Here is a 13,730-nt window from a genome sequence, read left to right as displayed (position 1 = left end):
GGGCTATACAATACGAACACTCAGCATTGCATTTTTTTGTCATTCTAAACTGAATTGTATAAGTACTACTTTTCATCATTTACGATCCAATGAGTTAATTTCGGTGTGATTATTCTTTTAGACCATAACGGACTAATCCATGAACCAGGCAGCTCATTGAACCAAATCATTTTTTCTTGTCTAAACATGAGGCTTATGAAATGCATGTAATGCACTACTCTAGGATCCTTTAAGGCTGACTTCTCTGAGTCACCATAATCAAACAACTGTGTGTAGTGCGTTGAAACCTCACCTAACAACTCGTTTTCTACTTTAAAGAGTGAAGCATTTGGAGGAAGCATAAGTGAGTGAGTCCTCACATCGTTGCTTATGCTGAATAACTGGCTCATCAATGAGCAAAGCCTTTCATTATTTTGTGACAAAAAACCATCCCGAATCACTGGATGAAAGTATACTGACTTACCCTTTTTTAAATACTTAAGCAAAGCGCACAATAGCAACTCGAAATCGTCTGATACGATTAGCACATCAGGTTTAACTTCATAAAGTGGCGGTCTTAATTTAGTAGCCTCCAAATGACCACCGTAAGGTACTGCTTTAGAAAGATACTCATATCGCTGTGTGCCTTTTAGGATTTTTTCATATTTTAGATCGTTAACGTTCATCGGAAATCCGCTTTAATTTTTCACTATTTCTTTTTATGTAGCTAAGATACGACTTTAATCCGTGACATTCTATGCCACTTTTTGGATCCCATAACCTTGCACGTTGCTGACATCCACCTTTGCAATTATCAACAAATTCACAAGCTATACATGTTTTAGGTAGGCGCTCATTAGCAAAAAGCTGCTGAGTTCTAACTGGTGAATTTTCTATATCAACAATACTGTCTTCGAAAATATTTCCAAAAGAAAGAGGGGTCGAATTACCAATTTCAGCGGCGCAGCCCGTAACTAATCCATCAGTTCTTGTTGAGAACCCCTTACCAGAACCGCAGGCTATATCCCCTAGCTCTTGGTTATGAAGAAGGTCTGCTATCATTCCATGAATAGGATCCACCCGTAACAACATATCTTCTTTGGATTTGTTTAGAAGCCATTCTGTAATCAGAACATAGTAGTCAGACTCAGCCTGAAACCCCATATGCATGTTTTTTGAAATGCTGTACCGCTTCCTTTTTCTCGAAAATTTTAGATGTTCAGAGTTTTTATCGGAAAGATAAGCTTCATAATCATATTTGGACATGGAATTCTCAAGATAGCTACCACCTGGCACCGCGTTGTTAATCTGAAAGTTCCTGATTCCAAGTTCATAGAAATAATCAAAAAGCTCAACGCCTTTATCTATAACGTCAGGCGTAGTTGTGAAAGACAATACAACACGCTTACCGCGACCAACCCAATCTTTTATGTTTTGTTCCCAAACCTTAAGCTTTCTTTCATCGAATCTGTTTGGCTCATAGCTGGTGGCGATAAAGTCAAATAAATCAGCGATTTTTTCAAGCTTAGAAAGATGCATAAAATTGGTCATCAGCGTAATGAAGGCGTACTTTCCTGTCTTTTCAAAATCAAATTTTTTGCGAATGTAAGGGATAACCTCTTGGTAAAATTCAGCATCAACCAGTGTCGGCTCGCCCCCCATAATGGTCATTTCAGCATTCTGAATGTTCGATTTTATGAAATGTTCCGCGTATTTATCCACGACGACTTTAAACTGATCTACAGTCATGCTTGTTTTATCATGGCGCATCGCTTCCTCAATAAAGCAATGGTTGCATGATAAAGAGCAATTCATAGTTGGATAAAAATAGTATTGTGCAATTTTGATATCTTGATTAGTGTTCATCATTTAAAAGCACCATTAGACGTTTTTGATGGGTTCTGATGTACTCCATAAATGGTTTAAGACCATGACAATTGGCTTTATCACCTTTCGCATTCCAGAATCTAGCTCTCAACATACAAGAGCCATAACAGTTATTTAAAAACTCACACTTTCGACACTCTTTATCAAGACGACTTCCCATAGAACTATGCATTTCCTTAGCTTCAGAGTTAGCGATATCTTGAACATTGTCTTTATAGATATTTCCATAGCTGAGCATATTCTTACTCCCTATCTCTGAGGCACACCCCGTTACAGCTCCATCAAATCGGACATTCATACCCTTGTTAATACAACAAGAGATATCGTCAATCTCATGGTTGTTTACAACACCACTAATAAAGCTGTTTACTGGATAGACATTCACATCAATCCCAGACATTCGCTTTGCATAGAGCCATTCTGTAACAGCGATCAGATATTCAGATTCACTCTTAAAGTCAGGTATGATTTTTGCGTTTTCGATTACGATTTTTCTTCTGTTTCTTAGAGGGATCGATAAGTCATCAGTTCTAACTGATACATGGCTTTCATAGAATTCGTTACCGAATTCATTCTCGATGATTTTTCCTTCTGGTACTATCGTGTTTAGCTGAATAAACTTAATGCCTTTATCTAGGAACTTATCTAGTAAATCTGTTCCTGCGTCGATGACATCTTGTGTTGTAGCCAAAGAGATGGACAGAGGCTTACCTGATTCTAGGTAGATATTTAGATTCTTTTCCCACGTTTCTTTTTTACGGTCAATGCTTGCGACCATATTGGCTGATGTAAATCTAGCTGGTTCATAACTCGTAACCACCAAGTCGAATAAGTCCCTCATCCTTTCTAGATTTGGAAGGTGAAGTAAGTTGGTTACTATCGAGACCATAAAACCCTTACCTGTTTCTTCGAAACGCTGTCTTAGGTATGGAATTACCTCATGATAGAAATCACTGGGGATTAAAGTAGGCTCTCCACCAATAATTGTAATCTCAGCAAACTGAGCTTCTGCATCCTTGAAATGACTGGAAAACTTATCAGCGACGATCTTAAATTGATCCTCGGTCATAGTTTCCTTTGAATTTATCAAGCTCTTATCAATAAAGCAGTGCTGACATGAAAGCGAACACTTCATTGATGGGTATATATGGTATTGATAGTTATTCATTTCTTTGTTCATTTAATTTATTAATAAAAATGAATTATATAACCAAAGAAACGAGTCAAAATTGATGCAGGTCAATAATGGAAGGACAAGATTGATGTTTAACGTCCTTGTATCAAGGACGTTTTTTAAAGGTAGCAAAGCCTAAAAGTGGCAGTGCCTTGGTAGAAACCTTTCACGTTATGATTTGTAACATGCGCCGTAGCACCAACCCTTAGATTGTCAATTTTACCTAAATGGTCGAATTGTGTTCTACCGTTGTAGTCCATATCACCACCATAGGAGAATCTATCTACTGGGATCATTAACGTATGATTTTGTCCGTTACCTGTTGTCATGATGATATTGTTTTGAACAACATAACCTCTAGCTTCCCACCCTGCTGCACCCTGCGCGGCAAAAACAGCGGCTTTAGCAGAATTTGGCGATGTGACAATTGGTTCATTGTGACCAACAAAGGTAGATTCGAACTCAAGGTTTCTAACGACCTGAATCGAAATGGGAGCCATAATCTCAAGCGAGGCAGTAAAGTTCTGGTCTTCAGCCTGTACAGTGGCTGAAGATACTATCGATGCTATCGCTAACGCTATTATTCTTTTACTCATTAATATTCCTTGACTTTTTTATTGACTAATGATTTTTATCTGCGAATTATATCAAGGAAAGTCTGTTGTACAAGATCTAATCTAAAAAAAATGATCATTATAGGAAATGTTAAACTATTAGGTAAGAACACCAATTTTTTAACAATCACTATGTTAATTATTAATTTGATTAATTTTGTTCATTGAAAACCAATTGTTTGATAAAATAATAAAAAACAAAATGAGCTTAAAAAATGAATAATTTTGAAATTATCGAACAAAACAAGAACCTTATAAATAATCCATTTGAAATAAATGAAGCTGAATCGACCTTCACAGTAAATGGTGTGACTTATGGGGTAAATAAGGCTACGGTGAGTGTTATTGCTGAAGCATTTATCAAGGCTAAAGAAGATTCTGCGGTATTGAATAGACTGAATAACCTGTTTGATGCTAAGCAAATTCAGTCGGGCGAACGCCTAAACAATATGACTTTTCTATGCGTAAAAAACGATTTTTTCGGAAACTGGATAGAGACCAGTGAATCTGATGATTTTGACACAGCAACGTATTTCGCTCTTGTTGATTTGAAAGCAAAAGATAAAAGCGATTACTACAATGTTTTGATGTCTCCAGACAATCCAAATGTTTTTTGCAATTGCTATTCAGAAAATGGTGTTCCTTTATATGAAGTTCATTATTACAAAAGCAAAAATGAGTATGGACTTATTTGCAGTGGAAAAACCTTTGAAGAGGTGATTGGGAAATATGAAGCAGTAAAAGACGAACTCCCTACACCAATAACACTCATGAATAACTATGATATTGCCAATATTGAGCTTAGTGATGGAGTAGTTATTGAAGTTAAGCAAGACAGAAAGGCTGGAAGCATTGTAAACCCAACTGACTATCAGGTCAGATTAGTCAAAGGGGATAAGGTCTCTGATACGATGTACATTAGCGGTGAACCGCTTAGCATCCTTAATCTTCGCGATGGTAAAATTGACTATGAAGAGTTTGGTTTAAGTCCAGATGATATCGTCAATCAAGCTGATGTTATCCAGTCAGACATCAAACTAAAGATAAAGGATGATGTACGATCAGAAGAGATCCAAGACATCATTGCTAAATCTGTTATGAAATTAGGCGATGAAGAATACTCTAAATGGATTTGTTTAGAAAGTGATGCTAGCCCATATCAAATCTCATTTAGAGTTGAAAACCCTGAACATTGCTCTGAAGATCAATTGCAGAATATCGATTTTCAGATTAAGCATAAGCTTGGCGCTTACGTAGGTGACTACTCTGGGCTGATGATTTCTTCAGAATACATAGCTAGAACACTATCTAACAACAGTAAATTCAATTCAGGTATTTACGATGATAGATTAGAGGAAGATATGCAAAATGAAGGAGTGTTAGATATCCTTTCTAAAGACCTAAGAATTGAAGATATGATCGCAAGATACATCTCTTTCCCTGGTGATTGCATTGAAATCCACTTAGACGAATTCAATGAAAGAAACGCAAAAATGTCGAAAGAATCAACCCTTTCAATTTAAGTTTCTTGGTGTTAAATTAAAGATAATTGATTGAGTCATTTGGAAGATTCCATTGATTCAGTCAGTTATCTTTTTGTTCTCAGTAATAAAATAAATAAAACCAATATAACCGTATAAGAATACGATATAGGAAACTCTGCAATTATGAGCGATAAAGAATTGGAAGTGCGTCCATATGACCCACTATACAAACAAAACCTGAAACGCAAAAACTTAAAATTAGTTACTGAAGCTGGTTACATTCCTACATGCTTAGCAGAATTCCATTTTCGGATCAGAAAAGAAAACCATATCATTGATTTTTATCCAAGCACAGAAACCTGGATTATTGTTAGCAATGATCACACTAAACCCAGATTTGGTATGTTAAGCATGATCAAATTTTTAGAAAAGATTTAATTTTCTAATTGACGAAAACCTCCCTTTACAGAGAGGATTTCACTACAATCTAACAAAACTTAGTACTCTATTTCAGGTTCGGTTATTTTGAAGCTTTTAAGATCATCAAATCCTCTATCTCTTAATTCAATCAGTTCATCCAGATTAATCTCTACCCATTCACCCAATAGATCTCCATCTTCAACAATAGATTCCATTTGGTCTAATGTAAGGTTTTTCTTTCTGTGATTACTTATTAATATATCGTGGTACTTGAGATCTAATTCAGCACCTTTCCAGAAATATGCTTTATTTAGAATTGCGGATTTATCACTATCTTCATACATAAATTCATCTGAATAATTCGATGAAGATTTATCTATAACTATGAAATCAAAGTCTTTGGAAGATTCCATTTTTTTGTATAAACCTAACGCGCTTTGAGTAACATTTTCTCTATCGCTAATCAATAAAGCCCCACCTTCAATCTTAGAAAGCTCAATCATCAGTGATTGATATAGCAGTGAACCGAATCCAGGATAAGCTCCTGTAGTATCAGTTACGAAATATACTGATTTTCCGTCAATCTTTTCATCAGATCGTTCAACAGATACTTGACCAATAGTTTCAAAGTTTGAATATTTATTCTTTTTATCAATATAGAGAGTTACACATAACCTTAGGTCATCAGAATAATGATTTACTAATAGTGAAGGATTGACAGAGGAAATGGCTTTTAAATTTTCAATCGACTTAGGATCTAACATTTTTGACATTCTTTTTTATATTATTCTTAAATAATTTTACCACATAAAAATATAAGTTTAATGTTTTTATTATTATACACACTATAATGACTCATGGTTATTCTCTGGGTATAATAATGATAGTTTTGACTGTACAGGTTGTAGCTGAAAAAAGTTTGCGAAATATTTTCAAATAGCTACTCCAAACAAGCTATGCAGTGATATAATAATTAAAAATTCATTGAGAGATAAATATGAAAGTTACTAAAGAATCACTCAGCAGACAGAAAGCTATCAAACTAATTTGGAGCCAAACAAGCCCTGACTTTAGAGGGCAGCTAGGAGGTAAACCATCAATTATGCTTAATGCTGCTGATGGAGGTGGTCTATGTACCGTTGACGGGTTAACTGACGCTCAATTTGAACGCTACTTGCAAGATGCAATTGATTCAAAAAACAGAGACACATGTAAAGATTTGGCTGTTAAAATCTTTAGTCAGCATAAAGATGTCTTTGCACCATTAGACCTTCTTGATAAAAACTGCGGAACCATCAATCAGTGGTGTCGTGACTTTAATGGAATCAGAGAGCTTGTAATCGGCTTAGGTTCAAAAGGTGATGGTCATTATAGTGACGATAAAGCCAAAGAAATACTAAAGACTGTCGATCACTTTGAAGAAGTGTACAACAGAACCTCTGAACCTTCAGCATCGCTTTCTCGTTAAAATAAAACGCTAGAACATTGTTCTAGCGTTTTTTCTATTTTGGCTTTCTGTCTGTAGGTTGATTCTTCTTTTGAGTGATTTTATGTTCTGACACAAAAGGTTTAATCGCTCTAACTCTAGCCTCTAACACTTGCTGCTCTACGTGTTTAGATTTTTTATCAATCTTCGAAAGATCCGCCATTTTCGCCAGCTTTAACACCTGCATCAGGTAATCTCTTTGCGGGTAGGATTCTTCTTCAAATCCAGTTCTACCGCGAGAATCCGCTTCACCACAGATAGCCAACATCTCCAAGTTCTTAGGATTTCTGATTGCATCAATAGCATAGAAAAACTTGATAAATGTTGAAGGGCTTCTCAAGAATGCCTCATGAGAGTGTGTATGAAATTCAGAAGCAATTTTACCAAATGCTCTGTACTTATTTGGAATTCTCAATCTGTCACAAATTTCATCAACTAAAGGAACACCTCTAATCTCGTGCATGTGATGTCTTGGAAGAATATCCTTCGGTGTTAGCCCCTTACCTAAATCGTGAACTAGCACACCAAATCGAGTAACTGAACAGGTAGTTAGCTTTACAGATTGCTGAAGAGCCATCATAACGTGAATACCCGTATCAACCTCTGGATGATACTCGCGTCTTTGTCTTACACCGAACAATCGATCAACTTCTGGCAAGATCTCTTTTAAAGCACCGACCTTTTTCAGAACCAGGAAGAACTTGTGCGGAGATTGGGTTTCCAATGCCCCCTTAATCTCGCTCCAGATGCGCTCTGGAGAGATTGCTGTCAATTCACCAGACCTGACTACCTTCTTCATCATGTATAGCGTTTCAGGGGCTACAGTGAAGCCCAGATGCGCATATCTCGCTAGGAACCTTGCAACCCTTAGTACCCTTAACGGATCTTCGGTAAATGCCGTGGATACGTGGCGTAGTAATCTAGCCTCGATATCTTTCTTCCCGCCATATGGATCAATTAATTCGCCAGTTTCTAAATCTTGCGCAATGGCATTAATAGTAAGGTCACGTCTAAAGAGATCTTGCTCGATAGAGATTTCTGGAGAAGTGCTAGGGATGAAGCCATGATAACCAGTACCTGATTTCTTCTCAGTGCGAGCAAGCGCATACTCACAACCATCTTTGAGAAAAACTGGAAAGGCTTTGCCCACATTAACAAAACCATCATTGAGCATGTCTTCAACACTAGCGCCAGTTACTGCGAAATCTCTATCTTTAGGCTCAATACCTAATAATGTATCTCTGACAGCGCCACCTACTAAATATACTTTGCGCATAAAACCTCACGATTGATACTCACCTTTCCAAGGTGGAATGCTATTAATTTCAACTTCTTTTAATTTTTTATCTAAGATTAGATTTTGGATGGCATACTTTCGAGCAGAGAAATCATCTTTGCATCCATCCTTCTCAAGTTCATAAAGAGTCTTACTGGCTCCATCTGGAACAAAGAAAGGATCAAATCCAAATGCGTCATTAGGAACATCCTTAATGTCTTTAAAAGTTCCGTGTGTAACTCCTTGATACAAAGCAACACTATAACCATTATGAAGCGCTAACGTTGTAATCCACTCAAGCTTACAATCATTTGAATCTGCGAGCTGACTAAGCTCTGATAGTCTGTAACGGATATCCGTAATTTCTTCGCCATTAACTTTTAAGATTGTATCTTCGACTATCGCGCCTTCACCTGCTTCAAGCGATTTATAAATCGCAACTTCAATTGAGTTCTCTGACTTCACTTCTTTAAGGTCTGCACCATGCTGAATATCAACATCTAGACCGCCAGATAGCCTTATGAACTCTTTTAATTTATTTAAGTTTGAAGTAACCAATCTAACCTTGTTCATACTATACCTAATTAAGACTTAGAGTAAAGAGTCAATCCTACACCAAATATAATAAAAATCACACCAATAAACTCTAGTTGATTAAAACTTCTTTGATGCAAAATGAATTGATTAATTATGAAGCTAAAAATGATGGAGCTGCCCAAAGCCACTAATGAAAGAAGAAGATAAGGAAAGGCTTTTACACCATTCGTGTAATAGTATGCAAAACCGACAGACACCACAACGCTGATAGGCAAGCACATTAGTGCTACTTTACAATATGAAACCCATCCTAATTGCGCATCAATATTCTTTATTGCAACTAAATTTTGCATGTGTGCGCCACACGTTGCGATAAATAGCGCAAGAAAAATTCCTAAGCTTGTCATCCTAAACTCTTTATTATTAATTTTTTTATCAATTTTAAATGACATTAGATTGTTTTTCAAACAAAAACAAGCTGACATTTTAATTGAGATGGTTTTATTTAACGAACGATGACTGAATATTGAAGAGTAATAAAAAAGACTGCTATTCATAGCAGCCTTTAATGTTAATCTTTCTTACTAAAAGAGATAAAGTGACTTGATTGAGAGTTCTCTTCCTTATCCTTCACAACAGAGAAATTCTCATCAACATCACAAAGCGTCACTTCTTTCGTATGAATAGCTTCTGCACGAAAATTTTTGTAGCTTTTAACTACCGACACCATTTCAGGAATTTTGTAATCTCTTATGTTATATAAATGCACTAGTTTTTTAGAAATAACTCCCGATCTCATGCCTTGAAGTGAATAGTCATGTATCTGTGGTTTTTTAATAAACTTTCTTATGTCTGGAACCTGCTCAACAAACTCACCGAAAATTAATTTGCCTAAGCTAAAGTTAATATTAGAAAAGTTTGATGTCTGAAGATTGACATGAACTGAGCAGTCAAGTTGAGAAATAAGCTTGGAAGCCATCACATCTTTTTCATCAATAATCGTCACATCTAAGCTAGAAGACAATAACAACTTAAGCATTAACTCGTAGTGTGAATCATTAAATAGGAAGATTTTTTTTCCGTCATATTTTTTAACTTCATCTAAAGCATCAATATTGGTAATCCACTTCTCTGGATTTTCTTTTGGATTAGCTTCTCCGTCATATTTGAAGTAAAAGTAGCCAGTGTGCATGTTATGAATTAGAGCTTTTGATGATTTTACATCATTGAACTGATGCAATTCTGATGAATATCCTTGCTCTCCTGGCTTACTCACTGAATCTGATATTCTACGTAATAAAAATTCTACGCTATGACCGTACCCTCTAGTATCTGGCAGATCGCATGTTGAAAACGAGAAGGAGTCAATATATTTATAAGAGTTCTCCTTAAAGCTCTGTATGCATGACTCTTTTGAACCAAACTCATCAGATCCTGAATATTCACGCATATCAGTTATTGGGTAGTAATCGCAAGAAACAAACTCATAATTACTTAAGATCAGATCGAATAGTTCTTCATTATTAAGAAACCCCTCATATCTACAATAAACATCCTTATCATTTATATGACGAGCAAGTATTGAATGAGCTTGACCATCAAAAGCTAAGCTACCATTTTCATGCATAGTAATATACGTAGGAAGTTCATCCATAATTCCTTTGTATTTTTGGTATAATTCAAGATTTTTCTCTTTTTTCTTCTGAATTTCTTGTTCTCGCTCTTTTAGCATAAGGTTGATTACGTTCGCGTCAAATCCTAACTCATTGCTTTCTGTCAGAACATGATGCTTACAGGTAATCGACTTTGTTAGGTTTTCTATTTGTGTATCTAACTCTGCTTCTTGATTATCTGACAATTTGATACGTATAAGCGAATCCAACCAAATCTTCAGAGTTTCGCTAACATCACGGGAATTCTCTACTAAAGTGTACATTTTTATTCCTTTTATTTATTTCAATTTACAAGGTCTGACTGTTAATCAGACCTAAAAACTTAAAAACCAACATCTTCTAAAGGCTTAATTCTTTGATTTTCATTGATATAAAAAAGAGATTCTACTTCACCCTCGATTGAAGGTATCACTAGGTTCTCATTAACAAGCCCTTGAAATTTTACGATATCGAAATCTACATGAATTATTTTTAAAAACTTTGCTATTTGTTCGAAATCAGTGATTCGATCTAAGAACACTTTCGGGAAGTTATTTCCTTTTAGCCAAGAGTCAATTATTGATTGAATCCTTGCTTTTCGTTTTCTAATATTTAGCATTGTAAGCGTTAAATTTAATGTTTTATGCATTTCAGAAACATCATAATATTCTTCAAATATCTTGCTAGTCTTTTCCAATATGTATTCATCACTCTTAGAATAATCAATCATGCTTGGTGACAAATACAAATAAATATCATTCATCAATGAATTGGCTAACATACTCAAAAAGTCTAATTCATCATCAATAACTAAGTAATCATCAATTAGTGATAAATTTTCATAACTCTTATAATTTATTGCATCTGAAATATCATCAGTTTTCCACTGATATTTGTTTGATAGAGTTAAATAGAGTAGGAGGTACGAACAATTATCGTAAAAATCACAGTCTTTTTCACTAAGCGAAATGATAAATTTCCTACAATCAAAATCACTCAATAACCAAGTAGCCATATGGGTGGTCTCTTGGCGCGAGTTTAAAAAAGAAAAAATATCGTGTAAGTCCACACTTTGTCTATAAGCTAAACACACATCCTCAAAGAATGGATTGTTTGAATAATCCAGTAAGGCTTGCAGTGGAGATCGTTCAATATTGTTAATTGCATAGACAGTAAGATCATGCTTTAACACAAATTCCTTAACTGAAATTCCAGTGGTTTCACTAAATATGGAAATTGCTTCTGGTTTTATCTCTTTATTGTTCTGCATTAAAGATACAGCTAGAATTTCTCTATAGACCTCAGTTCTAACCTTATCTGATACCTCTCTTCCTTGAAATTCTTCAAGGTACATCTTAAAAACATTGAGATTAGACAGAAAAAGACTGGATAACAACCCGTCTACTAGATACATCCAGTGACGGTCTCTATATGATTCTCTGACTTCATTTATCGCTCTGTCACTAAAATCTTCTTCGATACAAAATTTTTTGTAGGCTGTATTTATTGGATAACAACTTTTCTCAAGAATGAGTTCATTCAACGTTTTTATTTTCATTATTATTTACCATTAAAAGCCTCTATCAAGAGGCTTATCTATTATTTATATTGTGTTTTTCGATACCTTTTCCAGTTTCGCTCAGAATGCCTTCTTTCATAGTCTGTGTACCAGTCCTTCATTTCCTGAAGAAGCTCTCTATCCTTACGCTTAATCTTCTTGATGCGAACACCTTCAAAGCATTCGTCATCTTGATTTTTCATCACCCTGGCAAAAGACTTTTTTCTATTACCTCTACCATATTTGCGCCTTCTTTTTTCTGCCGCAAACCCACTTACACGGAAGTAAAAGCGATGTATTAGGTCATCAATTTCTTTAGGATTGAGTTCAATATACTCAGACAACACTTGAGCTTTTGGTATAACGTTTCCTGCGAGATTTAGAATCTTGTAATTACAGGAGCTGTAAAAACCATCTTTATCATCAAAAGCAAACTTTGCTCTTTCAGCATCAGGTAAGTTGTACTTTTGATTCCAGCTAATTTTTTCAAACTGATCACCAAACATATAGTTAAACCTTCTGATACCCATTGATTTAATGAGTTCATAAAGATTATTTACAATCTGCTCATGACCATTGATATCTACTACAATATACGTTTTTTTAAACATTTTTCTTCACCTAGTTTTAAACCAAACTAAGTGAAACCCTGATCTATTGTTCGGATCATAAACTCTTAAATCCTATCTGTAAAAGTTCGGGTGATAACATCTTGTTGCTGATCTCTAGTTAAAGAGTTAAACCTTACAGCATATCCACTTACGCGAATTGTGAGCTGGGGATACTTTTCTGGATGATTAATGGCATCTTCCAATGTTTCCTTGTGCATCACGTTTACATTCAGATGAAACCCTGTATTTTGATTAATCTGTTCAATTTCTAAAGGAATTTCATCATATTCGAAACTCCCAAGCTCATCAATAGAAACTATTGAATCAACTTCAATTTCATCTGTGTTTGCTGCCAAGCATCTAGCCTGGTTTAGAGCTTTATCAAGCAACCAAAAGGAACCGATAAGTTTCTTATCTGAGGATTCCGTAATTTTTAAAACAATTATTTTACTCACAACGTCACCTTACCAAAGATGCGCGAAAAACTCAGTCCTTCTAGGGGGGAGATGGATAGCGCACATTGCGTAGCAATGTGTTATTGATTTGAATTTATTATTCATTTATGATTCAAAACATGAAGATATTACGTGCATTTAAGTTTCGACTTAAAGTTAATGAAGAACAACAATCCGCTTTATGGAAGCAGGCAGGCGCGTGTCGTTTTGTCTGGAATTTGTTCCTAAAACGTCAACAATACCGACTCAAGCGCGGTCACTACGTTGAAAATTATGCAACCATGTGCCTTCATCTTACCCAAGTAAAAAAGCACTTCACTTTTCTTAAAGAAGTTGATTCCACCGTACTTCAACAAACCCTAAAAGATTTGGATAAAGCCTATAAGGATGCGTTTGATAAAACGCAACCCAATAAACGGATGCCCGTCACTAAGAAACGGTCAAGGTGCAATAATGGTTTTCGATACACTGGACGATTTAAAGTTGAAGGTCGTCGCGTATACTTACCTAAGCTTGGCTTTTTTGGCTTTTTCAAATCGAGAGATATTATTGGTAAAATCAAAAACACCACAGTGACACACAAGGCTGGTCACTGGT

16 protein-coding genes are annotated in these 13,730 nt (G+C 35.6%); 4 read left to right on the top strand and 12 right to left on the bottom strand.

Annotated elements, in window-relative coordinates:
• Positions 1-65 precede the first annotated feature (65 nt).
• From R7Q39_RS27135 to R7Q39_RS27120, 4 genes are all read right to left on the bottom strand, one after another.
• Positions 66-665, bottom strand: coding sequence for a hypothetical protein (locus R7Q39_RS27135; RefSeq protein ID WP_318077080.1), 600 nt, complete (start codon positions 663-665; stop codon positions 66-68).
• Positions 655-1,848, bottom strand: coding sequence for an SPASM domain-containing protein (locus tag R7Q39_RS27130; protein WP_318077079.1), 1,194 nt, complete (start codon positions 1,846-1,848; stop codon positions 655-657). Before R7Q39_RS27130 ends, R7Q39_RS27135 begins: the two co-directional genes overlap by 11 nt.
• Entirely contained in the window at positions 1,835-2,935 is a 1,101-nt protein-coding gene (locus R7Q39_RS27125; protein ID WP_411977360.1) for an SPASM domain-containing protein, read from the bottom strand. Before R7Q39_RS27125 ends, R7Q39_RS27130 begins: the two co-directional genes overlap by 14 nt.
• Positions 2,936-3,159: 224 nt before the next feature.
• A complete protein-coding gene (locus R7Q39_RS27120) occupies positions 3,160-3,636 on the bottom strand; it encodes a hypothetical protein (RefSeq protein WP_053314461.1) in 477 nt (158 codons plus the stop codon).
• Positions 3,637-3,869: 233 nt separating this feature from the next.
• Between R7Q39_RS27120 and R7Q39_RS27115 the strand changes: the two genes are divergently transcribed.
• Together R7Q39_RS27115 and R7Q39_RS27110 are read left to right on the top strand one after the other, a co-directional pair.
• Positions 3,870-5,177, top strand: coding sequence for a hypothetical protein (locus R7Q39_RS27115; RefSeq protein ID WP_318077078.1), 1,308 nt, complete (start codon positions 3,870-3,872; stop codon positions 5,175-5,177).
• A gap of 144 nt (positions 5,178-5,321) precedes the next feature.
• A complete protein-coding gene (locus R7Q39_RS27110) occupies positions 5,322-5,576 on the top strand; it encodes a hypothetical protein (protein WP_044129068.1) in 255 nt (84 codons plus the stop codon).
• A gap of 59 nt (positions 5,577-5,635) precedes the next feature.
• Here R7Q39_RS27110 and R7Q39_RS27105 read toward each other — a convergent pair whose 3' ends face one another.
• Positions 5,636-6,322, bottom strand: coding sequence for a hypothetical protein (locus R7Q39_RS27105; protein ID WP_258667316.1), 687 nt, complete (start codon positions 6,320-6,322; stop codon positions 5,636-5,638).
• Positions 6,323-6,555: 233 nt separating this feature from the next.
• On the opposite strand from R7Q39_RS27105, the gene R7Q39_RS27100 reads away from it, so the two are divergent.
• Complete coding sequence (locus R7Q39_RS27100; RefSeq protein ID WP_045594252.1) at positions 6,556-7,026, top strand: hypothetical protein; 471 nt, start codon at positions 6,556-6,558, stop codon at positions 7,024-7,026.
• A gap of 34 nt (positions 7,027-7,060) precedes the next feature.
• Here R7Q39_RS27100 and R7Q39_RS27095 read toward each other — a convergent pair whose 3' ends face one another.
• The 7 genes from R7Q39_RS27095 to grcA form a co-directional block, all read right to left on the bottom strand.
• A complete protein-coding gene (locus tag R7Q39_RS27095; protein WP_258667314.1) occupies positions 7,061-8,320 on the bottom strand; it encodes a multifunctional CCA addition/repair protein in 1,260 nt (419 codons plus the stop codon).
• 6 nt (positions 8,321-8,326) lie between these two features.
• Positions 8,327-8,893: a non-canonical purine NTP pyrophosphatase gene (locus R7Q39_RS27090; RefSeq protein ID WP_053313934.1), complete on the bottom strand. Its 567-nt coding sequence runs from the start codon at positions 8,891-8,893 to the stop codon at positions 8,327-8,329.
• 11 nt (positions 8,894-8,904) lie between these two features.
• Positions 8,905-9,309, bottom strand: coding sequence for a hypothetical protein (locus R7Q39_RS27085; RefSeq protein WP_258667312.1), 405 nt, complete (start codon positions 9,307-9,309; stop codon positions 8,905-8,907).
• A 119-nt stretch (positions 9,310-9,428) separates the two neighbouring features.
• Entirely contained in the window at positions 9,429-10,793 is a 1,365-nt protein-coding gene (locus R7Q39_RS27080) for a hypothetical protein (protein ID WP_053313933.1), read from the bottom strand.
• 59 nt (positions 10,794-10,852) lie between these two features.
• The gene (locus R7Q39_RS27075; RefSeq protein ID WP_318077077.1) at positions 10,853-12,067 is read right to left on the bottom strand and encodes a hypothetical protein; all 1,215 of its coding nucleotides are present in this window, start codon (positions 12,065-12,067) and stop codon (positions 10,853-10,855) included.
• A 41-nt stretch (positions 12,068-12,108) separates the two neighbouring features.
• Positions 12,109-12,678: a hypothetical protein gene (locus R7Q39_RS27070; RefSeq protein WP_021485923.1), complete on the bottom strand. Its 570-nt coding sequence runs from the start codon at positions 12,676-12,678 to the stop codon at positions 12,109-12,111.
• Positions 12,679-12,743: 65 nt separating this feature from the next.
• Positions 12,744-13,124: an autonomous glycyl radical cofactor GrcA gene (gene grcA, locus R7Q39_RS27065; RefSeq protein WP_318077108.1), complete on the bottom strand. Its 381-nt coding sequence runs from the start codon at positions 13,122-13,124 to the stop codon at positions 12,744-12,746.
• Between the two features lie 128 nt (positions 13,125-13,252).
• Between grcA and R7Q39_RS27060 the strand changes: the two genes are divergently transcribed.
• Positions 13,253-13,730, top strand: a 478-nt coding sequence (locus R7Q39_RS27060; RefSeq protein WP_318077076.1) for a transposase, incomplete at its 3' end; no start/stop codon positions are given.

Origin of the sequence: Vibrio sp. 947, from assembly GCF_033339115.1 — a bacterium.
GTDB lineage: Bacteria > Pseudomonadota > Gammaproteobacteria > Enterobacterales > Vibrionaceae > Vibrio > Vibrio alginolyticus.
Note: the sequence above shows the minus strand (reverse complement) of the source record. Positions and strands in the feature narration are given on the sequence as shown.